This is a genomic window from Bartonella ancashensis (assembly GCF_001281405.1).
In the GTDB taxonomy this organism is placed as follows: Bacteria; Pseudomonadota; Alphaproteobacteria; order Rhizobiales; family Rhizobiaceae; genus Bartonella; species Bartonella ancashensis.
Genome location: NZ_CP010401.1, coordinates 1,098,160 through 1,124,938, shown reverse-complemented (window position 1 = coordinate 1,124,938; position 26,779 = coordinate 1,098,160). Strand labels below are relative to the sequence as shown.

Sequence of the window (26,779 nt, the reverse complement as noted above, 5' to 3'; positions counted from 1 at the left end):
AGTAAGTTAAAGAATACATTATTAGAAGGAGGGGAAAAGGTTTCATATTTCTAATATGACGAAAATTCTTAAATTTCACCCTAATTTGGAGGTATTTTAAATTGGAGGATGAGTTTTCGCTGCTGTTCCTGAAATTGTGCAAAGAGGAAGAAAAATATTATCCTTTTGTATTAAGGAGAACACCAAACGGTTTGATTTTTAAATCTTCCAGTTTGTTAAAGAAAATGATAAGAGATTAGGTGACATTTTGGTGGAGAATATGCAGTCACGAAATATCCTTTATCATTATTAAAGCTAATCCTCTTTAGGAGGTTAACTGGTTTTGCTGATGCACAGAGTTATTTGAGGGATATCTTGAATATATTAGAAAGATTTTTAAAAAACATAATACGATTATTATTCAAGCAACCGATGAACAAAAATGCAAATTTGGGAAGATTGTACAATTAGCGGAATACTATATTTGTAACGTTATCTCCTGATAAATATGATTGGATGCTTCCTATGTGCTATCTAGGCTTTCAGGAGTTATTTACGTATTATCTTGCCTTGGATGTCTACTAAGTAGAAACAATGGTGACATTTGTAGCATGGTTTATAATACCACTTAATGTGTTTAAAATTGAGGTTAGATATTTTAATAAAATGTTTACGGTAAGATAGAACCGGAGATGATTGGATGACAACGAATAAAGTGAACAATATCACTCTGACAACGCTGCAAAAACGTAATCGAAAGCAGATTCAGGTGTGGCTTTGTATAATTTTATTACTTTGTTTGGCAATCGTTTTAGTAGGTGGTGCTACGCGTTTAACAGGTTCAGGGCTGTCAATTACAGAGTGGAAGCCGGTACATGGTATTATTCCACCAGTTAGCGCTGATCAGTGGCAGGAAGAGTTTTTAAAATATCAACAAATAGCCCAGTATAAGATTCTTAATTATGATATGACGTTAAATGCATTTAAGACTATTTTTTGGTGGGAATGGGGGCATCGTGTGCTTGGTCGTCTTGTTGGGCTTGTGGCTTTACTAGGTTTGATTTGGTTTTGGGTAACCAAACGTATTGAAAGAGGTATTTTTCCTCATCTTGTTGCTGTGCCAATACTAATTGCTATGCAGGGCGTTATTGGTTGGTGGATGGTTGCTTCGGGTCTTGGTCACAGTGATTTAACAAGTGTTAGCCAGTATCGTTTGGCGATTCATCTCATTGCGGCGTGTTTTGTGATTATTTTCGTAACTTATTTATCACAAGGTTTAAGAGAATGTTCAGAAGGACCTGCGAGCAAGGGGGTCCAGCATTTTGCAGGTTGGCTTGTTTTTTTTACTTTGGTTGAGATTTATCTAGGCGCTCTTGTTGCGGGCCTTCATGCTGGTAAAATCTACAATACATGGCCATTGATGGATAGCCAAATTATACCGGAAGGATTGCTTAGTTATGACCCAATTTGGCTTAATTTATTTGAAAATCCTTTAACAGTTCAATTTATTCACCGTTTTTTTGCTTATTTTTTATTTGTTATAATAATCGTCCATGCTTTATATGTGCATGGTAAAGCGCCGCATTCAGCTCATATGCGCCGTGCGTTGTTTTTATGTGTAATCGTTGTTATTCAAGCACTTTTAGGTGTTATGACTTTATTGAATGAGGTACCAATCAGTTTGGGGCTCATTCACCAGGGTGTTGCTTTTGTTTTATTGTGTTTTTCAGTTACGCACTGGAGAGCAACGAAGGAGCGTACTCCCTTTTTAAAGAAAGATTTAGAAACAAGAGATTTAGTTACTTGCAAGCATTAAGTTAAGGTTTTGGATGGCCGCTGCGGATGCACCCTTTCCTAAATTGTCCAATACAGCGCATAGATTGAAGATGTTTTCATTTTTATCGCAAAAAATAAAAATCTTCAGACCATCTTTGTGAGCCAGATATTCTGGATTTAACTGAGAGAGTGCGTCAGTTTCTTCTTGTGATGCAATTGATATAACATTTTGGCTATCACTGTAATGGGCATTAAAAATTTCGCGTAAATCGGAGCAATTTGCTGATTTTGAAAACAAGCGGCAGTGAAGCGGAAGGTTGACGATCATCCCTTGAGGGAAATGACCAACACTTGGCACGAAAACAGGTGTTTGATCAATTTTTCCATGAATTTTTATTTCAGGTAGGTGTTTATGTTCAAGATTAAGGGCGTAGAGAAAGTACTTATCTTGAAGGGAGTCTTGAGAAGGAGCACTTTCCATTTTTTCAATCAGTTTTTTTCCGCCACCTGTGTAACCGGATATGGCATTAATTGATATTGGATAATGAGAATCTATTAAGCATGCTTCACGCAGTGGTCTAATCAGGCTAATTGCTCCTGTAGGGTAGCATCCAGGATTTGCGACATAACGCGCTTCTTGAATTCGCTTTTTTTGTCCTTTTGTCATTTCAGGAAAAACCATAAACCCAATTCGTTGCAACACGGTGTGCCGTCGAGCTATCAATAACTCTAATTTTTTATTATTTTTAAGATATGTTACCGTTTCACGAGCAGCGTCATCTGGAAGACATAAGATAGCGACATCAGTTTGATCAAGGCAATCATAGCGAAGATCAGTTTTATGACGGTCTGCATGGGAAAGAGAGAGAATTTCTAAATTAGGCTGAGCTGCAAGTCTTTCCCGTATCTGGAGCCCAGTTGTTCCGTATTCACCATCAATAAAAATTCTTGTTACCATTACCACATTTGCCTCAAACAAATTTCTACTATACCTCTCTCCGAGGGATATTCCAACAAGGGAAAAGCAAGAAAAATGGATAACGTACTTATTTCATTCAAATTCTACCACTGAAGTTGGTAAAAAATGGGAATATTCTTCATTTTGTTAAAATTTTTTTAACAAAATACTTTAAAATATTTGGTCTGTATGATGTAGTATGTTACCATCAATGGTCCCATTTTGATATTAGGATATGTTTATGATCAAGAAGGAAAATGATCTACGAGGGTGCTTTTCTAGTGATACTTTACAAGCCACTGATACGGAAATTTTTGATTTAATCGAGGGAGAGTTTAGGCGTCAGTGTGATGAAATCGAGTTGATTGCATCGGAAAATATTGTTTCAAAAGCAGTTCTTGAAGCGCAAGGGTCGGTTTTAACAAATAAGTATGCAGAAGGTTATCCAGAGAAGCGTTACTATGGCGGCTGTCGTTTTGTTGATTTAATTGAAAATATAGCAATTGAAAGAGCAAAGCAGCTTTTTGGCGCTTCTTTTGCAAATGTCCAGCCCCATTCGGGCAGTCAAATGAACCAAGCTGTATTTTTGGCTTTGCTTCAACCTGGTGATACTTTTATGGGGTTGGATTTAAATTCTGGTGGCCATTTAACGCATGGTTCATCTGTAAATATGTCAGGAAAATGGTTTAATGCGGTTTCTTATGGTGTGCGCAAAGATGACAATTTGCTTGATATGGAAGAGATTGAATGTCTTGGGAAAAAACATAAACCAAAACTTATTTTAGCAGGTGGGACGGCTTATTCACGTATATGGGATTGGAAACGTTTTCGTGAAATTGCTGATGAAATTGGAGCTTATTTAGTAGTTGATATGGCTCATATTGCAGGATTAGTTGCTGGTGGTGTGCATCCTTCACCTGTACCATATGCTCATATTGTTACCACAACGACTCATAAGTCATTGCGTGGTCCTCGTGGTGGTATGATATTAACGAATGATGAAGTTTTAGCCAAAAAGATAGATTTAGCGGTTTTTCCGGGCCTTCAGGGTGGGCCTTTAATGCATATAATTGCAGCGAAGGCTGTTGCATTAGGGGAAGCTTTGAATCCTTCTTTCAAGGATTATGCTGCTTGTGTAGTTGCTAATGCTAAGATTTTGGCAAAAAGCTTACAGGGCAATGGTTTTACTATTGTTTCCGGTGGTACAGATAATCACCTATTATCTGTTGATTTACGTCTCAAGGGATTAACAGGGAAGCGTTCAGCATCGGCGTTAGAACGTGTTAATATTATTTGTAATAAAAATAGTATTCCGTTTGATCCAGAAAAGCCTTTTATTACGTCAGGAATCCGTTTAGGTACGCCTGCTGCGACAACACGTGGTTTTTCAGAAAATGAATTTGTTCAGATTGGTGATTTTATTTCAGAAGTTCTTGATAGACTTAGAAAATCGGAGGATGATATAGACAATATTCTGGTTGAAGAGTCTGTTAAGAAAAAAGTAAAAAAGATGACAGATAATTTTCCTATTTACTCTTAAATTTTAATATTTGTTGAGGTTTAGACAGGATGCGTTGCCCCTACTGTCAGTGTGAAGAGACACAAGTTAAAGATTCTCGTCCAGCAGAAGAGGGAGCGGTTATCCGTCGTAGGCGTGTGTGTTCTATTTGCGGTGGTCGTTTTACGACTTTTGAGCGTGTTCAATTACGTGAGCTGATGGTTTTAAAAAAAAATGGTCGACGTGAACCATTTGATCGTAATAAACTGACGTGGTCAGTTGATGTAGCGGTACGCAAGCGTAACATTGATTCTGATCGCATTGAGCAGGCGATTTCTGGCATTGTCCGTCGACTCGAAAATTTGGGGGAGCCTGAGATACATTCAGAAAAAATTGGGTGTCTTGTTATGGAATCACTAAAAAATATTGATGATATTGCATATATTCGTTTTTCTTCAGTATACCGTGATTTTCGTAATGCGAGTGATTTTCATGATATTATAAATGAGTTATCAAAAGGCGCATCAGATATAGAATCTTATTTTGATGAATAAGAGGAGCGCACAAGATAAGCGTTTTATGTCTGCGGCTATCTGTTTGGCAGAGCTTCGTGTTGGTCTTACCTGTAAAAACCCTTCCGTTGGAGCACTCATTGTGCGGGGAGATGATGTAAGATCATTTGTTGTAGGTCATGCTGCAACTGCTATCGGTGGGAGACCTCATGCTGAAATACAGGCCTTACAGATGGCTGGTTCATTTTCTTGTGGTGCTACCGCTTATGTTACGTTAGAGCCTTGTGCACATTATGGTGAAACACCACCATGTGTTGATGCGCTGATTCATTCAGGTATCTCGCGAGTTGTTATTGCTTTCACTGATCCGGATAAGAGGGTTTGTGGTCGTGGTATTTCTATTTTGAAGGCTGCAGGTGTCAAAGTCGTTGAAGGTGTTCTCAGAGATGAAGCATTTGAAACGTTAAGTGCCTATTTTTGTGTTAAAAATTTGCAGCGTTGTGAAGTAACTTTAAAGATGGCAATTTCTGCAGATAATGGTGTAGGAAAAAAGGGGAATGGAGGGATAAGAATTAGTGGAGTTGCTTCTCGCAAATACGTTCATATTTTGCGTGCTCGGAGTGATGCTATTATGGTAGGTATTGGTACCATATTAGCAGATGATCCACAATTAAGCTGCCGTTTACCAGGGCTTGAAATGCGTTCACCTGTGCGTATCATTTTAGATAAAAATTTACGTATTCCACTGAATGCAAAAGTTGTGCAAACTGCAATGCAAATTCCTACATGGATTATTTGCGATGAAACTCTTTTAGATGGAAGAAAAAAAGTAGAATTGGAGCGATACGGTGTGCGTGTGTATTCAGTAAAAGTGAATAACAATTTGATGCATCCTCTTGCTATTTTACAATTACTTTGCGAGCTTGGAATCAATAGTGTCTTACTTGAAGGGGGAACAAAAACGGGGGAAATTTTCTTAAATGTTGGTTGTGTAGATCACTTAATATGTTTTTATACTCCAATTATCTTAGGCAAAGACCGAATTAGGCCTCCTCATATTGAATCTTATCTTTCAGAATTTAGTAAAATAGAGACGAGAATGCTAGAAAATGATCATTTATGCAGGTGGAGGCGAAAAGCGCTATGTTTACAGGGATTGTAATGGGGATTGGTTGTGTTGAAGAAGTAAAACCTTTGGCACAAGGTGTGCGTTTGAATATTTTTACGAGTTATGATTTAAAAAATTTAAAAATTGGCGCATCCATTTCATGTTCAGGTATCTGTTTAACGGTTGTAGAACGGGTGTTAAAACAAGCCGGTGGTAATTGGTTTACTGTGGAGGCATGGAAAGAGACTTTGCTTTTAACAAATCTCTCATATTGGAAAAAAGGTACTTTTATTAATTTAGAACGTTCGTTAAAACTTGGTGATGAAATGGGAGGACATCTTGTTTCTGGCCATATTGATGGTCTTGCTGAAATTATTGATAAAAAAAGTGAAGGTGATGCTATTCACTTTCGTTTACGAGTTCCAGAACGGTTGACACCTTTTATTGCTGAAAAGGGAGCTGTTGCGCTTAATGGTACGTCTTTGACTGTTAATTCTATAAAAGATGATATTCTAGATGTTCTTATTATTCGACATACACTTGATGTGACGACGTGGGGACAGGCTAGAATCGGAGATCAGGTAAACTTAGAAGTTGATCAATTTGCTCGTTATGCTGCTAGACTTTCTGGTTTTGGAATGGAGAATAAATAAGTAAATTAGGTTGTTTTGTATTTTTCAGAAATTTTCTGTTGTGTATTTTTAATATTTTTTTATAGATTATTTTTATTGGAGGCTCTTTTGTGAGACAAAAAGCACACATAGGTTCGCATTTATTAATTGTTGAGGCGCGTTTTTACCATGAATTGTCTGATGCGCTTCTTATGGGTGCTGCGAGTGTTTTACAAAGAAGTGGTGCTAGCTATGACGTTGTAAGTGTCCCTGGAGCACTTGAAATTCCTGGAGCAATAGCTTTTGCTGAAGATAATAAAAAGATATTTTATGATGGTTATGTTGCACTTGGTTGTATAATTCGAGGAGAAACATATCATTTCGAGATTGTTGCAAACAATTCTTGTATGGCGTTAATGAATTTGACCACCCATAGACGATTGGCTATCGGAAATGGTATTCTGACCGTTGAGAATGAAAAACAAGCATGGGAACGTGCGAGAGAAGATAGAAAAAATAAAGGTGGTTTTGCTGCTCAAGCTGCTTTATGTATGATAGCTCTTAAAAAGCAATTTGGAGAGTCCCATTAGATATGACTCATGTGAAAAACGAGGACTTTTTGTGTTCTGTCAACAAACGTGGTGCAGCAAGACTTGCTGCTGTGCAGGCTCTTTACCAAATGGATGTAGTTGGCACCGGTGTTATGGAAACGGTAGCTGAATACGAGAGCTACCGGTTAGGGCAAGATATAGATGGTAATCAATATCTTGATGCTGATTTACAGTGGTTTCGGGCTATTACAGTTGGTGTTGTTCAAGATCAGAAAAAACTTGATCCAGTGCTTCATAAGCAGCTTTCTGAGGAATGGTCTCTATCGCGTTTAGATTCAATACTACGTGCAATATTACGTGCAGGGTTATGGGAGTTAATAAACCGTAAAGACGTTCCAACTGCTGTTGTAATAAGTGAATATATTGATATAGCTAAAGCGTTTTTTGATGATGACGAGCCAAAAGTTGTTAATGCAATTCTCGATAGTATAGCGAAAAAATGCCGCCCGTGAATAGAAAAAACTTTAGCAAAAACATCTACGGAAATGAAAAAAGAGAATGATAAACTAGTTTAAACTAGCTATAGGATTTCCGATTATTTTCATCAAGAACGATTGATCTTTGCCAGCTGTTGGTGTTTCTTGCGTAATAAAGTCAAACACTTTGCCATCCTGCAAGCCATAATGAGCTATTCTTTCAATTTGACGATTTTTGTTAAAATATATGGCCAAAACTTTACGATCTATAATTCTTGTTTTCATAAATTGCACCTTCCGATATCGGGTTTGTGAAATATAATAGAAAACTTCATTATCATATTGTGTTTTTAAAGAAGGAGATCCCAAAGCTAAAAGAACTTGTTCTTGGCTTGATCCAACAGAGACAGAGCTAAGAGCACCTTTATCAAGAACATAACCTTCCGTGTAAACCTGGCTTGAATCCAAAGAATCAAAAATATAGCAACCAGCAAGAAGCGAAGAAACTGTCATAAGTGCGGCGACAGACAATCTATACGAATTAAAAGTTGTTGCAAAAGATACTCGAAAAAATGACATTTTCACTTTACATCTAAAATATAAACAAAGGAGTCTGCTCAGATTCTACCTTAATTTTATATGATCTGCAATAGGTTAGATTTAACTTCTTTTTTGTTGAATATTAAGGACGGTATATTATAGTCACCTATGTTGTGGAATTTTAAATTACATTCAAGAAAATGCCTATGCCATGATATTTGCTCTAACTTATCCTATTTCAGTACGATCTTTACCTCTTAAGGGGATTAAAGTTCATGTCTCTGCAAATAAAGAAGAGTGTGCATCTTTAGCTCAAAATCATAATTTACTTGGAGTAAAACTATGTGAAGGAAAGTTTCATATTTCCCTTTGGAAAAAGCGTGGAGTTCTTGTAACAGGTTCGTTGCGAGTTAGCATAATACAGCAATGTGTTGTTACGTTAGAGGCGTTAGAAAATGATATTCATGAAAATATTGAGGTTATTTTTGTTCCCGAAGATTCAAAACTAGCCAAACCGCTTGTATCGAAGGATACAGGTGAATTATTCTTAAATGTAGATGGGCCGGATATACCGGACGTTTTTTATGGTGATAAAATTGATATTGGTGCAGTTATGGAGGAATTTCTAGAATTATCAATTGATCATTATCCACGTAAAGAAAATGTCTCCATAAATGCAACAAAGAATTCAGAGAAAGTAGAAGAAAAATCATCACCATTCTCTGTTCTGAAAAGACTGAAATAACAGGGATGTTAAAGACTATTTGTTGTATGTTAAAGCAAAGAATACTTAATTGTTAACGTAGGGAATAGTGCTTTACAAAAAGGTTGTAGTAATAAGCGGTTACAGGGATAGTTGTTGTCGTGGTAATTTTATTAAACGGGGTATGTAGCTGTGATTAGAATTTCTGTGGATGTCATGGGTGGTGATTATGGTCCAGAAGTTGTGATAGCAGGGGCAGCGATTGCGCAGAGGTATTTACCAGGTGTTTATTTTTTGTTTTATGGGATAGAAGATCTTGTTGAGCCGATTTTAAAAAAGTACCCTAATCTTTCTACCGTATCACGCTTTTATGCCACAAAAACTTATACGCGTATGGATGAGAAACCAAGCCAAGCATTACGTGTTGGGCGTGGAAGGTCTTCAATGTGGCATGCAATTGAAGCTGTAAAAAATGGTGAAGCTGACGCTTGTATTTCTGCTGGAAATACTGGTGCACTTATGGCAATGTCCTATTTTTGTTTAAAAATGATATCAGGAGTTGAGCGTCCTGGGATTGCAGGTGTTTGGCCCACTCTTCGTGGTGAAAGTGTTGTTTTAGATATAGGAGCAACGATTGGTGCATCTGCTCATCAATTGGTTGATTTTGCGGTTATGGGTGCTGGTATGTTTCGAGCCTTGTATTGTATTAAGAAGCCAACCATTGGACTTTTAAATGTAGGGGTTGAAGAGGTTAAAGGACTCGATGAAATTAAGAAAGCTGGAATGATATTACGTAAAGTTCAGTTGGATGGGTTGGAATATAAAGGGTTTGTTGAAGGGAATGATATTGGAAAAGGAACGGCTGATGTTGTTATTACTGAGGGATTTTCTGGTAATATCGCACTAAAAGTTGCAGAAGGTACAGCACAACAGATGTCGGATATCTTAAAAAATGCTATGAGTAGTTCCATCCTTTCGCGCTTGGGTTATTTTTTATCACGAGATGCTTTTCGTAAACTAAAACAGAAAATGGACCCTAATCGAGTTAATGGTGGTGTTTTACTAGGGCTAAATGGTGTTGTTATAAAAAGTCATGGTAGTGCTAATGCTAGTAGTTTTGCTTCTGCCATCGGTGTTGGTTATGAGATGGTTAATAACGAGCTTTTAAAAAGAATAATTGAAGACTTACGATGCTTTCATGAAAAAAGAGAAACATTTTTGAATAGTGAAGGTGAATTTGTGATTGATAAGGAAGTAATATGATTGATATCCACAGTACAGGTAAAAATTTTTGTAAGAGGGTTATAATTTAATGATCCAATCGGTTGTGTGTGGTGTAGGAAGTGCTTTACCTGAAAAAAAATTGTCAAATGACGAGATCACAAAGTTTGTTGAAACATCTGATGCGTGGATCGTTCAACGTACAGGAATTCGCCAACGTTACATTGCTAATGAAAATGAGACAACAGTTTCTTTAGGAGTGCAGGCTGCACAAGCCGCGCTTATCAACTCTGGGATGACAGTACAGGATATTGATTGTATCATTTTAGCAACATCAACACCTAACCATACTTTTCCTGCATCTGCTGTTGAAATTCAGCATGCTTTAGGAATGAAGCATGGTTTTGCTTTTGATATTCAAGCTGTTTGTTCTGGTTTTATTTTTGCATTGGCAACAGGGGATGCTTATTTGCGCTGTGGAGCCGTTAAAAGAGTTTTGGTAATAGGGTCAGAGACGTTTTCTCGAATTTTGGATTGGGGAGATCGTACAACATGTGTATTGTTTGGAGATGGAGCAGGAGCAGCTATTTTAGAAGCAAAAGAAGTTAAAGGTGATCCTTTTCATGATCGTGGAATATTGTCTGTAAAATTGCGCTCTGACGGTATGTATAAAGAGAAGCTTTATGTCGATGGTGGTCCTTCAACAACGCAAACTGTGGGTCAGTTACGCATGAAAGGGCGGGAGGTTTTTAAACATGCTGTTGGTATGATAACGGATGTAATTGATGATTGCTTTGATGCGGTTGGTATAGACCCTTCCCAATTAGATTGGTTCATACCCCATCAAGCAAACAAGCGTATCATTGAAGCATCTGCTAAAAAATTAGGGATCAAGGAAAATAAGATTGTTATTACTGTTGATCAACATGGTAATACATCTGCGGCATCTGTACCATTAGCTTTAACAACTGCTGTTCAGGATGGAAGAGTAAAAAAGGGGAATTTAATCTTGTTGGAGGCTATGGGAGGCGGATTTACATGGGGAGCAATGCTTATCCGTTGGTGAGATATAACAACTTGACCATATAGAAATAAAACGTATAAATTGCCTCATAATTTAGAAAAGTTGAAGGTGAAAATAATGGCAAGTAAGGCGGTAACGCGTGCGGATCTGGCGAGTGCGGTTTGTAGAAAAGTGGGCTTGTCGCATTCTGAATCGGTAGCTTTGATCGAGTTCATTCTGAGTGAGATTAGTAATTCACTTGTAAGGGGTGAATCAGTTAAGTTATCTTCTTTTGCAACTTTTCAGGTACGTAGTAAAAGTGAACGAATTGGGCGTAATCCAAAAACGGGTGTTGAGGCACCTATTCCGCCGCGGCGTGTTGTGACATTTAAGGCTGCTAATATACTTAAGCAGAGGATTTTAGATGCGCATTACGTAAAAACTAAAAATACTCTTATGAGATCAGATAAATTTAAGCAGTCTGGTTTTCGTTAAGGAATCTTAATTTAAGAGGAAAGTTTTTGTTTTTGGAATTAGGTAATATGGTTTTTATTTTTGGTGTGTAGTGATGATAGGGGATCAAGTTTAGCTATTCATTGTAAAATTATTTATATAATTTTAAGTAAGGTATTGTGAAATGGACAAGAGCCTTGATGCTTTTCGCACGATTAGCGAAGTTGCTGAGTTATTGGGGCTTCCTCAGCATGTGTTGAGATTTTGGGAAACGCGTTTTCCTCAGATTAAGTTATTGAAGCGTGGTGGGGGGCGGCGTTATTATCGCCCTACAGATGTTGCCTTACTCAGTGGTATCAAGCAGCTACTTTATGGGCAGGGATATACTATAAAAGGCGTTCAGCGCCTTTTAAAGGAAAACGGTGCCTCTTTTGTTGTTGCGGTCGGGAGTAACGATGTTGATGCTATGCGTATTTTAATGGAGAAAAAACAAGCAAAAAAAAGCTCTGAAGAGACTCAAGATAAATCAAAAAAGGAGACGGCACTCGGTTTTTTTGAATTTATAAAGGGGGAAGAAGAAAAGATTGGTGTTGCCAATAGTTATCAAGATAAAAGTGATGGGGTTTTGTTGCAAGAGATACTTCTCGAGCTCGTTGAGTGTAAGCGCATACTTGATAAGGCACGGTAACAACCCTTAGCCCATTATCTCTTTCATAACAGTTGGTTATTTTTATCTGCATTGATTAAGCGTTGTATATCCGGTGGGGTTGCTTCTTTTGAAAGCTGTTTGATTACATCTTCTACGGAGAGAGAAGCTATCTGGTCTGTACTTCCTAAACGACGTATACTTACACTTCCTGTTTCAGCCTCACGTTTTCCACATATCAAAAGTACAGGAATCTTCTGCAGAGAGTGTTCACGTATCTTATAATTAATCTTTTCGTTGCGCAGGTCTGATTCTGCTGAAAGTCCAGCCACTTTAAGTTTTGTGGTAACCATTTTTACATATTCATTGGTCTCTGATGTAATAGACGCAACAATAATTTGTTGAGGAGCAAGCCAAAGTGGCATATGTCCAGAAAAATTTTCAATGAGTATCCCCAAAAAACGCTCCATGGATCCCAAGACAGCTCGGTGAACCATAACAGGCTGGCGCTTTTCTGAATTTTTATCAATATAAAATGCGCCAAAACGTTCAGGAAGATTAAAGTCTACTTGTGTTGTGCCACACTGCCATTCTCGGCCGATAGCATCTTTTAAGGTGTACTCAAATTTAGGGCCATAAAATGCGCCTTCTCCGGGAAGAATATCTGTTTTGATACGCCCTTCAGATTCCTGTTCAATAGTCTTAAGGACAGATGTCATAATAGCTTCGGCATGGTCCCACAATTCATCGGATCCGACGCGTTTTTTGGGACGCGTTGAGAGCTTGAGAATAACCTCATTGAAACCAAAATCGGCATAAGTGGACAGTATAAGATTATTAATACTAAGGCATTCATTAGCTAATTGTTCTTCTGTACAAAAAATATGTGCATCGTCTTGTGTAAAACTACGTACGCGCATGAGACCATGCAAAGAGCCTGAAGGTTCATAGCGATGGAGAAGACCAAATTCGGCAAGTCTTACAGGTAGATCGCGATAAGACCTTAGACCATGTTTAAAAAGTTGCACGTGACCAGGACAATTCATGGGCTTTAGCGCGTAAACATGGTTATCATCCCAGTTATCAGAAGCCGGGATTGTTTTAAACATATTTTCTTTATACCACTCCCAATGACCAGATGTTTCCCAGAGTGATTTGTCAAGAACTTGTGGTGCATTGACTTCTGCGTATTGATGATCATCGAGGCGTCTGCGCATATAGCCAATTAGATTTTGAAATATTTTCCAACCTTTAGGATGCCAAAAGATCATTCCAGGACTTTCTTCTTGAAAATGGAATAAATCCATTTCACGTCCTAAACGACGATGATCACGTTTCTCAGCTTCTTCCAATATGTGAAGATAGGCTTTCAAATCATTTTCATTAGAAAATGCTGTGCCATAAATTCTTGTTAACATGGGATTATTAGCATCACCACGCCAGTAAGCACCCGCAACTTTCATAAGTTTAAAAGCATTACCAATTTGACCAGCAGATCGCATATGGGGGCCACGACATAGGTCAAACCAATTTCCCTGATAATAAATATTTAAGTATTGATCTTCAGGGATAGCATCAATAAGCTCAACTTTGTAAAATTCACCCTTTTCAGAAAAAATCCTTTTAGCTTTTTCACGAGACCAAATTTCTTTTTTGAAAGGTTCGTTGCGCTGGATAATTTCACGCATTTTCTTTTCGATGGTTGTAAGATCATCTAGGGTAAATGGCTGTGGACGCGCAAAATCATAATAAAAACCATTTTCAATAACTGGTCCAATTGTGACTTGTGTTTCAGGAAATAGTTCCTGAACTGCTTCAGCAAGAACATGTGCACAATCGTGGCGTATCAGCTCAAGCGCGCGTGGATCATCACGGGTAATAACTTCAATTTTACCGGATTCTTTCAATGGATCTGAAAGATCTCGGATTTTCCCATTAAGGCTATACGCAACAGCTGTTTTTGCAAGAGATTTAGAAATGGACTCAGCAAATTCCAAGCCTGTCGTTTCAGAAGGGTAATTATGCTCTGAACCATCGGGAAAAGAAAGAACAACAGAACAAGACATAAAAAAACCTCTATCCAGTTTCGCCAACGGTTGCGAATGGTTTTACAAATACCGTATTAATTCCTCAGCGAAACTAACAGCTTGACCCTTTAGCAAGATACACTAAAAAAGAAAAGAACTATTTATGACGTTTTGCAGAAATTTTCCAGTAATGCCAAGGTTTGTAAAAACGACAAGAAGGAGCAAGAGAAGCTGGTACCGGATCAAAGCCGTGTGCTCCAAATGGATTACAGCGTAAGATGCGAAAAAAACCCATCCAGATGCCGGGCCACAAACCGTAGCGCGCAATTGCTTCGTAGGTATACTCTGAACAGGTTGGTTGATAACGGCACTGATTTCCTAGAAAACTAGAAAGTGTTATTTGATAGAGACGTATCAGTGCTATGCCAAGTAGCCGTCCGGGAGTTTTTTTCCAGTGCCCTGCATAATTCCGACTTTTTGCTTTCTTTTCTTGTGGGAGAGAGGAGACCATCTGTTTTTTCTTCAAATTGCTTGATACAGTCGATGATTGCGTCAAATATGATCATTATTGATGCATGACGCTCTTTATAATTTTTGAGAGGTTGTAGGCAAGAAAATTCTTCAAAAGGAGTTAGGGGAGGAGGCCCATTTTTTGTTAGCATGTGTTGGATTACGTTTTGCAATTCTTTAAGGTCTTGTATTTTTTTTCCTACGATGTGGCGTGCCAAAATAGAGGATGCAGCTTGTCCAAGAGCGCACGCACGTATTTCGTGGGAAAAATCGATAACAATCTTGTCTTCTATTTTTAGGTCAACGAGAACTGTTGAGCCGCAGAGACGCGCGCGTTTTTTTGATGTGACATCGGGATTGTCCAATCGCCCAACTTTGCTTATATGCGCAGCATGTTTAAGGATCTCGCGACTGTAAATATTGTAAATCATGAATTTTCATCTAAAAAGTTTAAAATTTTCAGCGTTCAAGCTTTTAATTCATTCGTATAAAGGCTATTGTTAGCGCGAATATATACTAAATCTTCATACAGAGTAAGCTGGAGTTTTGTTGTGAAAAAAAATGTTGCAAATCAGTTCTTGTCTGAAAAGGAGAGTCCTGATCTTGAAAAGGTACAAGAGGCGATTCGCACGTTGTTATCATGGATAGGGGAAGATCCAAATCGTGAAGGGCTTTTGGATACACCAAAGCGTGTTATCAAAGTCTACAGTGAACTTTTTGGTGGTTACAATGAATCAGCCGAGGAGATTTTAGGTACAGTTTTTGAAGAAGTTTCAGGATATGATGAAGCTGTTTTGGTAAAGGATATTTCATTTTACTCACATTGTGAGCATCATATGCTTCCAATCATTGGTAAGGCTCATGTAGCTTATTTTCCTGATACAAAAATTGTTGGTCTTTCAAAAATTGCACGAATCGTAGATGTTTTTGCGCGTCGTTTACAAACGCAGGAAGCTATGACAGCCCAAATAGCTGATGCTTTGAAAATACATCTGCAACCTAGAGGTGTTGCAGTATTGGTCGAAGCTGAACATACGTGCATGAGCATGAGAGGGGTGCAGAAACAAGGAGCAATAACAGTGACAACAAGGTTTTTAGATTGTTATGAAAAAAATCAAAGTGTACAAGCTAATTTCATGGAGATGATTCGCTGAGTGTGATGTGGTAATTAGGTTGTATGGTGTAGGAGTCTATTTTCACCATTTAGTAAAATAAATGCGTCAATGCTCTTGTGCCTTTCTGTATGTTTTGTTAAATGCCAGAGGTGATATTCTTCTCTACCGTGTGCGGTCGTGGCGGAATTGGTAGACGCGCAGCGTTGAGGTCGCTGTGGGGCAGCCCGTGGAAGTTCGAGTCTTCTCGACCGCACCACTTATTTCTAATGTTAGTAAGTCTGTGCAGCGTTATAGGAAATCTGTATATGGTGTATGGATTTCTTTGCTAGTGTTGTTATAATAGTTGTTTTATTTCATGTTATTAAGGAAATTTCCTTATCTCTTATCTTAAGTGATAGTGTATATTTTTGGTAAAATTGTGATAATGTCATAATGAAAAATACAAGATTCTTGGAATATTTTATGTTTTTTGCCTGTGTCGTTCTTTTTTCAGCTTGCTATAGGACGCGTGCTGTGTTGTGGCACGGGATTCATTCGACGCCTTCTATGCTTTCAGTACAGGAAGAAATTGAGAATAATAAAGTTTTTCCAAAAGCTATTGTTCCTGTGTATGTTGCCACAAGCCGTATGATGCAGGATAGCTACTCCCAACCTTATGGAGAGAAGCGATCAAAAAAGGTTTATTACAACCGTGTTGATGTAGGGATTCCACAAAAACATGTGAAGGGTATGGTTGAGACAAATGCCTATAGACCCACTCATGATAAGTATTTTGCAGCTGTATCTTTGCAAAAATATAATAATAGAGAGGAATTTAAGAAACAATTAAATGCTGTGTTGGCAAAGCAGAATGACAAGAACAAAGAAATATTTCTCTTTATTCATGGTTACAATAATAATTTTGCTGATGGCGTCTTCCGGGCAGCTCAATTTTCGTATGATTATTCTTTGAATGTTGTAACTGTACATTATTCGTGGCCTTCTGCTGGATCGATGCCCCTTTATGTTTATGATCGTGATAGTGCTAATTTTGCACGTGATGGGTTGATTGATCTTTTAACAGTTATCAGTGAGACAGATGCTAACTATATTTCGGTTATCGCGCACTCTATGGGTAATTTTGTCATAATGGAAGCATTTAGGACGTTAGCTCTGCAGGGAAAATATGATCCGATTCGCCGTATTACAAGCTTTTTAATGGCTGCTCCAGATATTGATGTAGATGTGTTTGAGCGCCAACTTAAAGATATTAAGATACTGCCTAGACCAACAGCTGTTTTAGTATCTCGTAAAGATAGGGCTCTTGCTATTTCAGCACGTTTAGCAGGGGGGCATCCTCGTTTAGGGGATGGCTTAAATATTGATCTGTTTAAGAAGAATAGAATAGCTGTCCTTGATGTTTCCAATGTTGATGGTGGAGCGCACAATGTATTTGCATCATCACCTACGTTAATGGCTCTTTCTCGAGATGGTTCTTTGTCCTCAGCAATCATGCAAGAAACAAAATCTTCTTCCAGTCAGGCTATTTTTTCTGATAGTAGCGATTCTTTGCAGGACACGACAAGCTTTATTTTTTATACACCTATGCGTATTCTATCTTCGTTGTTTGGTCAATAAAGTTCTAAAAAGAGCAGATGTATCTATTAAACTACTGGTAAATTAGGAAAAAAAGAAGTAGTTTATCCTATTGACTAGAGAGATTCTTGATCGTGCTAGTTGTATTTTTTATACACTGAGCATTCAGGATATGGGTATTTGTAATAGAGTTTGATGTAATTTTTCTTCCCTTTTTATTATTAAAAATAATTTATTGTAGCTTTGAAGAAGTTGAGATGCTTTGCTGTAGGATCATTGGTTTTTCTTTAATGACAAGAGAAAGAAGATTTTTCTATTTGAATATTAGCGAAAGTATTGACTATCCATATGAGGAATGAAAAGAGCTAAGTAAGGAAAAATTTTAATTAAGTTATTTATGAATTAGATTTTTATAGAATTTCCTTTTAAAAATATAAAGTTAATTTCTCAAATATTCTCTATTTGTATATTGATAAAATATATCGTTGTTAAGGATTATATCCTTAGAGTGTATGTGTGTGATCTTCTATTTACCTTTGGATATATTTATGCTAATCCCGGTCTTGCAGTGCCCTTATAGCTCAGTTGGTAGAGCACCTGATTTGTAATCAGGGGGTCGGGAGTTCGAGTCTCTCTGGGGGCACCGTTTTTTCAATAAAATGCGATGAGTTGCACGTTGTGCTGTGATGAAGAGTAGCAGGAGGTGTCCGACTTTCGCGTTGAGCGTGCTACGTCAAGCAGCGTAAGAAGTATAAAAGACTTTAGATAATATTTCAAATTTTTGATCACAACTTCAGCATCCATTTCATCAAGGATATTCAAGTCTTGTGGGTTTTTCGTAAGTGCATACCACACAATAATCTACAGTTCACAACATCCAAGGCTTGTACCTGCGGATACTGAGAAACCAGAATTCACTGTTAATAAAATATAACTTAAACTTTAAGTTTTCTTGTTTGTTTAGAGGTTATTTTTTTCTACACTGTTAAAACTTTCTTTGTTGGAGAGATATTTTTCTAGCCAATGAATATTGTAATTACCTTTTTCAATATCAGGATTATCAATGAGATCACGAAACAAAGGCAATGTTGTTTTAACACCATCAACAACGAATTCATCCAACGCACGTCGCAAACGCATCATGCACTCTAAGCGTGTCCGCCCATGAACGATTAACTTTCCAATCAAACTATCATAATAAGGAGGGATATAATAACCAGAGTAGACACCTGAATCAACACGAATTCCTAATCCTCCTGGTGTATGAAAATGTGTAATGAGCCCAGGAGATGGCATAAAATTAATAGGATTTTCGGCATTAATGCGACATTCAATAGCATGGCCAGAAAAGCGAACGTCATCTTGTGTGACTGAAAGACCTTGACCAGATGCAATATGAATTTGCTCATGAACTAAATCTATGCCTGTAATAGCTTCCGTAACAGGATGCTCAACTTGTAAGCGGGTATTCATTTCTATGAAGTAAAATTCACCGTTTTCATAAAGGAATTCGATGGTTCCTGCTCCGCGATATCTAAGTTTTGCACAAGCATTTGCAACGATGTCACCAATTTTTTTGCGTTCTTCTTCGTTGAGTGCAGGTGAGAGAGCCTCTTCCCATACTTTTTGATGACGTCGTTGAAGCGAACAATCACGTTCTCCTAGATGAATAGCATGTCCAGCTCCATCTCCTATAACTTGGACTTCAATATGGCGCGGTTTCTCTAGATACTTTTCTATATAAACAGCATCATCACCGAATGCTGCATTTGCTTCTGAGCGGGCCGTGTGCAGAGCTATAGAAAGTTCTTTTTCAGAATGAGCAACTTTCATACCACGACCACCACCACCTGAAGAAGCTTTAATGATAACTGGATAACCAATCTCTTGAGCAATATGTAAGGCGTCTGTTTCCTCAGTTACAGCACCATCAGAACCAGGTACGACAGGAATCCCAAGAGATTTAGCTGTTTTTTTAGCCTCTATTTTATCACCCATGATTTGAATATGCGTAGCTGTTGGACCGATAAACGTAATGTTATGAGCTTCTAAAATATTTGCAAACTTTGCATTTTCAGAGAGAAATCCATATCCAGGGTGAACAGAATCTGCTCCTGTGATTTCACAGGCAGCGATTATTTGATGAATGTTTAAATAAGAATCACGAGAAGATGGAGGTCCAATACAGACACTTTCATCGGAAAGACGAACGTGCATAGCGTCGACATCAGCAGTTGAGTGAATAGCTACAGTTTTAATTCCAAGCTCCTTACAGGCACGCAGAATACGGACAGCAATCTCTCCTCTATTGGCGATTAGAATTTTTTTAATCATGTTTCTTTCCGTTTTATTCAACGACAATGAGTGGTTCTTCAAATTCAACAGGTTGAGAATCCTTCACAAAAATAGCCTTTACAGTTCCTGAACGTGGTGATGAGATGTGATTCATAGTTTTCATTGCTTCAATGATAAGTAATGTCTGACCTTCAGAAACATTTTGTCCTATCTCAACGAACGGCTGTGCACCAGGGGAAGGTGCAAGATATGCTGTACCAACCATCGGAGATGTTATTGCATTTTTTGACAATTTTTCTTCTTTTGCAGGGGATGGTGTAGTTGCAGCAGCAGGAGGAGTTGTAGCATGAGGAGGAATGGCAGTATAAATTGTTTTCTCGTGAGGAGGTAAAACACCTTGGCGTGAGACACAAATACGAATTCCGTCCTGTTCAAGCTCAATGTTGCTTAAATTTGTTTCGTTCAAAATTTTTGCAAGATCACGGATAATTTCCATGTCAATTTTTGTGTCTTTCGTCATGTTTTTTTTATTTATTACCATTTTAATTTTCAACTCCTTGATCGATAAAAATCATCATGACTCCAATATCACTTCCTCTTCGAAAATTTGCGATTCCAAACCAATTTTTGCTTATAAAAAGCGAAAAAATGATATTATTAAAGTACTTTAATTAAAAGAAACATCTCCTTGTACATTCTCAATTATTTTTTCGAGATCAGCATTTTCTACAGCTCCAACAAACACGGTGTCACCGATAATATAAGAGGGGGTACCTGTGATATTCAGAGCAGAAGAAATTTGGATATTTTCTTTAAAAATTTCTTTTAAGTTAGAATTCTGCATTATACGGCGCAGACTTTGTTCATTTGCTCCAAGAGAAATAGCTATTTTCATAGCTTTTTCTTCGTTAGTACGACCCTTATCTCTTACAAGTTTTTCATGAAATTGAGCATACTTATGAGGAAATTGTTTTCGAAAGGCATATGCAACAGCATGTGCTGCCATCGAATCGGGACCTAAGATTGGCAAATCTTTAATAATCATTTTCAAATCTGGGTACTTTTTTATTAAGCTTGCTATGTTCGAATATGAACGTTTACAATAGCCGCAATTATAGTCAAAAAATTCGACGAGAACTATTTTACCATTTGGATTCCCGATGATCGCGTCATGGGGAGAGTGAAAAATTTCTTCTTTAAGTGACGTAATGTTCTGTTTATCTACTTTTTTTTGAAGAATCAATTGCATTTCAATCATAATTTCTGGATTCTGAAGAAGATAATTCCTTATAGTGTTTTGGATATAACGATTGTCGATATTCAGCATAATTTTCTTGCTAAGCTCGGATAAAAAATCCGGATCTTCCAGAATTTGTGCTTCAAGATTTTTTAAAGTAGAGTTAGGATTTTTTTCTTTCGCATCGAGTACTGATGAAGTGCCTAATAGAGCTAGTACTAAAAATACCACACCTGATTTTACTACTAAGTACTGAAGTTGATAAATCATTAATTGCGTCTTTTAACCTCGTGCAAGGATAGAGTAAAATATTGCGCAGTGTGCAACAAAACGACCGACTATGCTATAAACTTAATTTATTATCAAGACAATATCGAATTAAAAGAATCTATGCATGGTATAATGAGGTACATTTAAGGATATGGCTATATTTTAAAACAAAAGCTCAGATTCTCTAGGGGTATTTTTATTAATATAGTTTAGTATGATTAGTGTGCCTTTACACTGATAAATGAAAAGGCTTTTTAGTGGTGAGTTATATACAAGTGCATGCATAATAACACATTATAAAAAGAGACAGATAATGTCAGAATTTTCAGTTTTTTAAAGTATTATGGACAGTACCGAAAAGAGAAGGCTACGTATCTCAGTTAGGCACGCGTTATTACTAAATTGAATTTAGAGAATTTTTATTTTCAGGATGATTGTATCAATTGATTCTGTAAAAAATCTAAATAGATCTTAGGTGGAGGCGCTCATAAATGAAGAATTCATTGGAAAATTCAACATTAAGTAATAGGTGCTTTAAAAATGAATGTGCGGACTGGTATATTCTCCAGTGTTTCAAAAAGATAAAAGCTTCTGCTGTGTATTTACATCTTCCTCTATATAATTTTGGATCAAAAATTTTAAAGCCTTTGGATAAAGCTCGTGCTCAACTTTGAGAACTCTTTGTGCTAAAATTTCTGCCGTGTCGCTGTGATATACAGGAACAGCAGCCTGGGCAAGAATTTTTCCTGCATCCATCTCTTCTACGACAAGGTGAACGGTACAGCCTGTAATTTTGACTCCTTCTTCTATCACCCTTTCGTGAACATGCAAGCCTTTAAATGCAGGTAAAAGGGAAGGGTGGATGTTGAGGATTCTTCCTTCGTAGAGCTTTATAAAGCGTGATGAGATGAGGCGCATGTAACCAGCGAGGCAGATAAAATCTGGTTTATATTGAGCTAGGATATCCAGAATGGATTCTTCATGCGTATCTCTAGAAGGATATTTTGTACGATCGAAAACATGGACGGGAAGGTCATATTTGCGAGCTTTCTCAATACCAGCAGCATGAGGCCTGTCGCAAATAACAGCTACAATTTCAGCAGGATAACCAGCAGCTTTACTTTCCTTGATAAGAGAAAGCATATTAGATCCATTACCAGAAATAAAAATAACCACCTTTTTTTCATAGATGGAGCGTCCCTTTATAAAGGATTTTGTTCTCATGATCTTTTTTCAAGGAGCCGAGAAGAGTAACATGTTCTCCCCTTTCTTCTAGTTCTTTTGTAACAATTTCGAGTGAATCTCGTGCAACAATAATGACCATACCAATGCCGCAATTAAATGTTTGGAGCATTTCCTTTTCTTGTACGTTACCTTGCTTAGCAATCCACGAAAATACCGGTGGGAGGTTAATAGAAGAAAGATTGATTTCGGCACAAAAAGGAGATGGAAGAACTCGTGGAATATTTTCAGGAAATCCACCACCTGTAATGTGAGCTAGGGCTTTTATTCCTTTACAACCTCGAATAATGGAGAGTAGTGTTTTTACGTAGATGCGTGTCGGTACGAGCAGTGCCTCACCCAGGTTCATGTTAGGAGAAAAAGGAGCAGGGTGGTTCCATTGCAGATTGTTATCTGCAATGATTTTCCTGACAAGAGAAAAACCATTTGAGTGAATTCCAGATGAGTGAAGGCCTAAAATGGCATCATCTTCAGTTATATTTTTTAACGGTAATAAGGAGTTACGTTCAACAGCTCCTACAGCAAAACCTGCTAAATCATAATCCCCATTCATGTACATTCCAGGCATTTCTGCGGTTTCCCCTCCGATGAGAGCTACACCAGCCCGCTGACACCCCGTCGCAATACCGGAAACTATTTCAGAACCTTGTTCTGCATCAAGCTTTCCAGTTGCAAAATAATCCAAGAAAAAGAGTGGTTCAGCACCTTGTACAATTAAATCGTTAACACACATAGCCACGAGATCAATGCCAACAGTATTGTGGATACCAATTTCGGTAGCAATTTTTAATTTTGTTCCCACACCATCGGTAGTTGCAACGAGAATGGGATCCACAAATCCTGCCGCTTTCAGATCAAAAAGACCTCCGAAGCCACCAATTTCTGCATCTGCTCCTGTGCGTCTTGTTGAATGCGCATGGGACTTAATTTTTTGCACCATAAGATTACCCATGCTAATATCAACACCAGATTTTGCATAAGTAAGGTTATTGCTAGATTTTCTGTCGATGGGATTTTGATTACTCATTAGAATTTTTCCTCATGGAAAATCAATTTTGATGTTTACGCTATGCCATGATAGAATTTTCTCTGCAAGAGATATTGGTGTAGAATGCTGGGATAAATATCTGTTTTTAGTTTGATGAAAAGAGCAGTGTAGCCATTTAACTAAATTGGGGGCTAATTACAAAAAAATGTTACGCAATTTATAATAATTTTATTTCATAGCTAGTGAAAGAGAAGATGAGTAAAAATAAAAGTCAAAAGTACTATGCCTCTTATGTGCCGGCCTATGCCCAAGTACCATTACCAAGCAGTATAAAAAAACAGGTTTTTTTTTGGTTAGGAACATTTGTTTTTTTTGTTGCTTTTATGTTTATTTTTGGATCCATCTTGCTGCCTTTTGTAGTAGGAATTGTTTTGGCTTATTTTCTTAACCCTGTAGTTCAACTTTTTGAATCATCTGGAATTCATCGTGTTCTAGGGACCCTTTTAATTACTTCATTTATCACCATTATTTTCATAGTAGCTTTGACGATTTTAATTCCTATTATCAGTGGACAAATACAGCAATTTTTAAGTAATGGTCTGCCAATTTATATGGTTCGCATCCAGACTCTTTTTGTTCAACATGATTTTGACTGGGTTAAGCACTATTTTGGAAGTGATCCCAGTGAGTTGCAGGCTAACATTAGGGCAATTTTAGGCCAAAGTTCTGATCTCATTACATCCCTTTTAAATTCACTTTTAAGATCAGGAAAATCCATCGTTAATATCATTAATCTGTTGATAATATCGCCTGTTGTAGCATTTTATATGTTGCTAGATTGGCGACGTATGATTGAAACGGTTGACTCTTTGATACCCCGTGATCACCTTGCAACTGTTCGTGGAATTTTTTATGAAATGGATAGGGCAGTTTCTGGTTTTGTCCGCGGGCAAGGAACGGTTTGTTTGATACTGGGAGCATATTATGCTATTGGTCTAACTTTTACAGGCCTTAATTTTGCCTTGATAATTGGAATATTTATCGGCATCGTCAGTTTTATCCCTTATATCGGAACAATGCTTGGTCTCGCACTCTCTGTTGGGGTTGCATGGGTTCAGTTTTATCCAAATGATTGGGAGTTGGTTGTTGTTGTAATGATTGTTTTTCTTGTTGGTCAGTTTACAGAAGCCTGTATTCTTCAACCAAAGCTTGTGGGTTCATCGGTAGGTCTTCATCCTGTTTGGCTGATATTTTCTCTTTTTGCATTTAGTTCATTATTTGGTTTTACAGGTATGCTTATTGCAGTTCCGGCAGCAGCATCCGTTGGGGTTTTAGTGCGTTTTGCTCTTCATACGTATCTTAGTTCTCAATTGTATTTACCAAGTGAAAATTCTGAGGCTACAAAATGAAAAGATGTGAAATGCAGTTGCCTCTTAATTTTCCTTATGAGTCTATTTTTCAGTTTGATGACTTAGTTATTACAGATAGTAATCGTATGGCTTTTCAGCTTATTGATCATTGGCCACATTGGAAACTACCTTTTGCTATTTTGGTAGGAAGAGAGGGGTGTGGTAAAACACATTTTTCCAGCGTATGGGCGCAGAAAGCTAATGCTATAATTATTAATCGTGATGATATTGATCAAGCTATTTCATTGGCATCCTCAGGTAGATCATTTTTAATTGAGGATATTGATACAGGAGAAGTCAGCGAAACAGGGCTTTTTCACTTAATAAATAGTATCAAGCAAGCAAATCTTGATATGCATCAGGCTACTCTACTTATGACTGCTAATACGTTTCCATCGACATGGAATCTAAAGTTAAATGATTTAAGGAGTCGTCTTAATTCAGTTATGTTGGTTGCAATTAATAAACCTGATGACACATTACTGGAGGCTGTTGCCTTTAAACTTTTTTCTGATCGGCAGATTGTTGTTCACTCAGATATCGTCCATTATCTTATCAATCGTTGTGAAAGATCTTTATCTTCATTAAGGAAAATTATTGATTCCATAGATAAGTTAGCTCTACAAAGAAAAAGTAAAATAACACGTGCTGTTGTTAACGAAGCTATAAATGCAAATACAATTTTGGATTTTTGAATGTAGAAAAAACTTATAAATGCATATATGGCGTGGAGTTTTTCGTATCAAATTTTCAATTTTTTGTGAAGAGATGGTTATTGAGGGGAGTGGTGCTATTCTAAATTTATAATTATCCAAAAGCGATGTCAGCTTAAAATTTTTAATGGTTAATGTTAGTAAATTAGGTTTTTTACGCGTGTAAACGTAGTTTTAAGTAGAAGAGTTTTTCGTTTTGTATAATCTGGGTTAAAAAAATTCAAAGATGATGCTATTTGTAAATAAATGAAACAAAATTTTAAAAAAATGTGTTTTACTCTTGCACTTCTGTCACGAAAATTTTAGGAAGAGCACATTGAGTTTAGGTAGCGGAGCGTAGCGCAGTCTGGTAGCGCACCTGATTTGGGATCAGGGGGTCGTAGGTTCGAATCCTATCGCTCCGACCATGATGTGTCGTTGGTGAGAGATAATGGAGTAAGATATAGTGGGTGATCGAGTGAGATACGGGGAAGTTTTTGACTGTTGTTATCTAGAGGAATAATTATGGTTGCGCGCATTTATAGCCCTGCAAAAACACCGATGCAGTCAGGGAAGGCCAATACAGGTTTTTGGATTTTGCAGTATGAACCTGAGCAGGCAAAGATGCTTGAGCCTCTTATGGGTTATACCGCGACGTCCGATATGAGAAATCAGATAAAGATTAGGTTTAAGATGAAAGAGGATGCAATTTCTTTTGCCGTCAGGAACTCTATTCCTTATCGTGTAGAAGATCCGTGTGAAATTTCGCGGCGAGCTGTATCTTATTCTGATAATTTTTGTAATAATCGACAGAACCCGTGGACGCACTGAGTGTTTGCCCGTTTTAATTAATCGATAGGTCCCGTAGCTCAGCTGGATAGAGCAACGGCCTTCTAAGCCGTGGGTCACAGGTTCGAATCCTGTCGGGATCACCAGATTAAAATGAGATTTATGAATTATTTTTAGAGTTAGAAATTTTTTGATTACTTTTGAGATTATAAGTTGATTTATTATCTTCTCAGGGGTTGTATTTTTAGATTTTTTTGAATATGAGGCTGATGCGCTATTTTCCCTAGAGGGAATTAAGCTACCGTATTTTTGGTTTTTGTTCAGTAAATGCTACGATAATTGTTGTCTTGTCTGGTTTGTATGCTGCTGGTCATGAGATTTTTATCGTAATGAAAGTGTTGTGATTAGTCTTCGGTATAGTTATTACAGGCATGGTGTTCATATAGTTTGTGCTAGTTTGTGCAATTTGTAAAAAAATTGGCACTTCGTTGTGGGGAACGACAGTAAATTTCGCTATCAGAAAATTTTAGATTTTTACGTGTGAGAAGTCTTTTAGTGACGTATTAGGTTTATATTTCTGCCATAAAAAAGATCT

General features: G+C 37.5%; 26 protein-coding genes, 4 tRNA genes and 1 pseudogene. 21 read left to right on the top strand and 10 right to left on the bottom strand.

The annotated features are described in order from the left end of the window. Positions 1–679 precede the first annotated feature (679 nt). Positions 680–1,795: a COX15/CtaA family protein gene (locus PU02_RS05000; RefSeq protein WP_053944346.1), complete on the top strand. Its 1,116-nt coding sequence runs from the start codon at positions 680–682 to the stop codon at positions 1,793–1,795. On the opposite strand, the gene argC is transcribed toward PU02_RS05000, so the two are convergent. Further along, positions 1,775–2,713, bottom strand: coding sequence for an N-acetyl-gamma-glutamyl-phosphate reductase (gene argC / locus PU02_RS04995; RefSeq protein ID WP_144417879.1), 939 nt, complete (start codon positions 2,711–2,713; stop codon positions 1,775–1,777). The genes PU02_RS05000 and argC overlap by 21 nt on opposite strands. Before the next feature lie 241 nt (positions 2,714–2,954). Between argC and glyA the strand changes: the two genes are divergently transcribed. The 6 genes from glyA (at position 2,955) to nusB (ending at position 7,505) form a co-directional block, all read left to right on the top strand. After that, positions 2,955–4,253, top strand: a complete 1,299-nt coding sequence (gene glyA / locus PU02_RS04990; RefSeq protein ID WP_053944345.1) for a serine hydroxymethyltransferase — start codon at positions 2,955–2,957, stop codon at positions 4,251–4,253. Between the two features lie 29 nt (positions 4,254–4,282). Beyond that, positions 4,283–4,765 carry a transcriptional regulator NrdR gene (gene nrdR / locus PU02_RS04985; protein WP_053944344.1) on the top strand — a complete coding sequence of 161 codons (483 nt, stop codon included), beginning with the start codon at positions 4,283–4,285 and terminating at the stop codon, positions 4,763–4,765. Then, the gene (gene ribD / locus PU02_RS04980; RefSeq protein WP_053944343.1) at positions 4,758–5,885 is read left to right on the top strand and encodes a bifunctional diaminohydroxyphosphoribosylaminopyrimidine deaminase/5-amino-6-(5-phosphoribosylamino)uracil reductase RibD; all 1,128 of its coding nucleotides are present in this window, start codon (positions 4,758–4,760) and stop codon (positions 5,883–5,885) included. The genes nrdR and ribD overlap by 8 nt, the downstream gene beginning before the upstream one ends. Then, complete coding sequence (locus PU02_RS04975; RefSeq protein WP_053944342.1) at positions 5,867–6,484, top strand: riboflavin synthase; 618 nt, start codon at positions 5,867–5,869, stop codon at positions 6,482–6,484. Before ribD ends, PU02_RS04975 begins: the two co-directional genes overlap by 19 nt. An 89-nt stretch (positions 6,485–6,573) precedes the next feature. Next, entirely contained in the window at positions 6,574–7,032 is a 459-nt protein-coding gene (locus PU02_RS04970; protein WP_053944341.1) for a 6,7-dimethyl-8-ribityllumazine synthase, read from the top strand. Positions 7,033–7,034: 2 nt separating this feature from the next. Continuing rightward, a complete protein-coding gene (nusB, locus tag PU02_RS04965) occupies positions 7,035–7,505 on the top strand; it encodes a transcription antitermination factor NusB (RefSeq protein WP_053944340.1) in 471 nt (156 codons plus the stop codon). 54 nt (positions 7,506–7,559) lie between these two features. On the opposite strand, the gene PU02_RS04960 is transcribed toward nusB, so the two are convergent. After that, the gene (locus PU02_RS04960; RefSeq protein ID WP_236824044.1) at positions 7,560–7,982 is read right to left on the bottom strand and encodes an outer membrane protein assembly factor BamE; all 423 of its coding nucleotides are present in this window, start codon (positions 7,980–7,982) and stop codon (positions 7,560–7,562) included. A 238-nt stretch (positions 7,983–8,220) separates the two neighbouring features. On the opposite strand from PU02_RS04960, the gene PU02_RS04955 reads away from it, so the two are divergent. From PU02_RS04955 to PU02_RS04935, 5 genes are all read left to right on the top strand, one after another. Beyond that, a complete protein-coding gene (locus PU02_RS04955; protein WP_053944338.1) occupies positions 8,221–8,754 on the top strand; it encodes a YceD family protein in 534 nt (177 codons plus the stop codon). 150 nt (positions 8,755–8,904) lie between these two features. Beyond that, a complete protein-coding gene (gene plsX, locus PU02_RS04950; RefSeq protein ID WP_053944337.1) occupies positions 8,905–9,975 on the top strand; it encodes a phosphate acyltransferase PlsX in 1,071 nt (356 codons plus the stop codon). 49 nt (positions 9,976–10,024) lie between these two features. Further along, complete coding sequence (locus tag PU02_RS04945) at positions 10,025–10,999, top strand: beta-ketoacyl-ACP synthase III (RefSeq protein WP_053944336.1); 975 nt, start codon at positions 10,025–10,027, stop codon at positions 10,997–10,999. A 60-nt stretch (positions 11,000–11,059) separates the two neighbouring features. Beyond that, the gene (locus PU02_RS04940; RefSeq protein ID WP_257719834.1) at positions 11,060–11,431 is read left to right on the top strand and encodes an integration host factor subunit alpha; all 372 of its coding nucleotides are present in this window, start codon (positions 11,060–11,062) and stop codon (positions 11,429–11,431) included. Positions 11,432–11,573: 142 nt separating this feature from the next. Beyond that, a complete protein-coding gene (locus tag PU02_RS04935) occupies positions 11,574–12,077 on the top strand; it encodes a MerR family transcriptional regulator (RefSeq protein ID WP_053944334.1) in 504 nt (167 codons plus the stop codon). Positions 12,078–12,100: 23 nt separating this feature from the next. On the opposite strand, the gene thrS is transcribed toward PU02_RS04935, so the two are convergent. The 3 genes and pseudogenes from thrS to PU02_RS04920 all read right to left on the bottom strand — a co-directional run. Further along, the gene (gene thrS, locus PU02_RS04930) at positions 12,101–14,101 is read right to left on the bottom strand and encodes a threonine--tRNA ligase (protein ID WP_053944333.1); all 2,001 of its coding nucleotides are present in this window, start codon (positions 14,099–14,101) and stop codon (positions 12,101–12,103) included. 118 nt (positions 14,102–14,219) lie between these two features. Then, a complete protein-coding gene (gene yidD, locus PU02_RS04925) occupies positions 14,220–14,573 on the bottom strand; it encodes a membrane protein insertion efficiency factor YidD (RefSeq protein ID WP_053944332.1) in 354 nt (117 codons plus the stop codon). A 4-nt stretch (positions 14,574–14,577) separates the two neighbouring features. Then, positions 14,578–15,003 (bottom strand): annotated as a pseudogene (locus PU02_RS04920) (iron-sulfur cluster assembly scaffold protein); the annotation flags it as partial. A gap of 120 nt (positions 15,004–15,123) precedes the next feature. Between PU02_RS04920 and folE the strand changes: the two are divergent. The 4 genes from folE to PU02_RS04900 all read left to right on the top strand — a co-directional run bounded on the left by folE (position 15,124) and on the right by PU02_RS04900 (position 17,905). Further along, complete coding sequence (gene folE / locus PU02_RS04915) at positions 15,124–15,726, top strand: GTP cyclohydrolase I FolE (RefSeq protein ID WP_053944331.1); 603 nt, start codon at positions 15,124–15,126, stop codon at positions 15,724–15,726. A 132-nt stretch (positions 15,727–15,858) separates the two neighbouring features. After that, positions 15,859–15,943, top strand: a tRNA-Leu gene (locus PU02_RS04910). Between the two features lie 176 nt (positions 15,944–16,119). Beyond that, positions 16,120–17,304, top strand: coding sequence for an alpha/beta hydrolase (locus tag PU02_RS04905; RefSeq protein WP_053944330.1), 1,185 nt, complete (start codon positions 16,120–16,122; stop codon positions 17,302–17,304). Between the two features lie 528 nt (positions 17,305–17,832). Continuing rightward, a tRNA-Thr gene (locus tag PU02_RS04900) sits at positions 17,833–17,905 on the top strand. Between the two features lie 317 nt (positions 17,906–18,222). Here PU02_RS04900 and accC read toward each other — a convergent pair. From accC to purM, 5 genes are all read right to left on the bottom strand, one after another. Further along, on the bottom strand, positions 18,223–19,596 hold the full coding sequence (gene accC / locus PU02_RS04895; protein ID WP_053944329.1) for an acetyl-CoA carboxylase biotin carboxylase subunit: 1,374 nt from the start codon (positions 19,594–19,596) through the stop codon (positions 18,223–18,225). Between the two features lie 13 nt (positions 19,597–19,609). Next, the gene (gene accB, locus PU02_RS04890) at positions 19,610–20,098 is read right to left on the bottom strand and encodes an acetyl-CoA carboxylase biotin carboxyl carrier protein (RefSeq protein ID WP_053944328.1); all 489 of its coding nucleotides are present in this window, start codon (positions 20,096–20,098) and stop codon (positions 19,610–19,612) included. Between the two features lie 126 nt (positions 20,099–20,224). Beyond that, positions 20,225–21,064 (bottom strand): DsbA family protein, encoded by an 840-nt coding sequence (locus PU02_RS04885; protein WP_053944327.1) that lies wholly within the window; start codon positions 21,062–21,064, stop codon positions 20,225–20,227. 573 nt (positions 21,065–21,637) lie between these two features. Further along, complete coding sequence (purN, locus tag PU02_RS04880) at positions 21,638–22,288, bottom strand: phosphoribosylglycinamide formyltransferase (protein ID WP_053944326.1); 651 nt, start codon at positions 22,286–22,288, stop codon at positions 21,638–21,640. Then, a complete protein-coding gene (gene purM, locus PU02_RS04875; RefSeq protein ID WP_053944325.1) occupies positions 22,248–23,333 on the bottom strand; it encodes a phosphoribosylformylglycinamidine cyclo-ligase in 1,086 nt (361 codons plus the stop codon). The genes purN and purM overlap by 41 nt, the downstream gene beginning before the upstream one ends. Before the next feature lie 215 nt (positions 23,334–23,548). Here purM and PU02_RS04870 point away from each other — a divergent pair, with 215 nt between their 5' ends. The 5 genes from PU02_RS04870 to PU02_RS04850 all read left to right on the top strand — a co-directional run bounded on the left by PU02_RS04870 (position 23,549) and on the right by PU02_RS04850 (position 26,330). Next, on the top strand, positions 23,549–24,703 hold the full coding sequence (locus PU02_RS04870) for an AI-2E family transporter (protein WP_053944324.1): 1,155 nt from the start codon (positions 23,549–23,551) through the stop codon (positions 24,701–24,703). Beyond that, entirely contained in the window at positions 24,700–25,398 is a 699-nt protein-coding gene (hdaA, locus tag PU02_RS04865; protein ID WP_053944323.1) for a DnaA regulatory inactivator HdaA, read from the top strand. Before PU02_RS04870 ends, hdaA begins: the two co-directional genes overlap by 4 nt. A gap of 348 nt (positions 25,399–25,746) precedes the next feature. Then, a tRNA-Pro gene (locus PU02_RS04860) sits at positions 25,747–25,823 on the top strand. Between the two features lie 97 nt (positions 25,824–25,920). Beyond that, positions 25,921–26,226, top strand: a complete 306-nt coding sequence (locus PU02_RS04855; RefSeq protein ID WP_053944322.1) for an ETC complex I subunit — start codon at positions 25,921–25,923, stop codon at positions 26,224–26,226. 27 nt (positions 26,227–26,253) lie between these two features. After that, positions 26,254–26,330: transfer RNA gene (locus PU02_RS04850), tRNA-Arg, on the top strand. Positions 26,331–26,779: the final 449 nt, after the last annotated feature.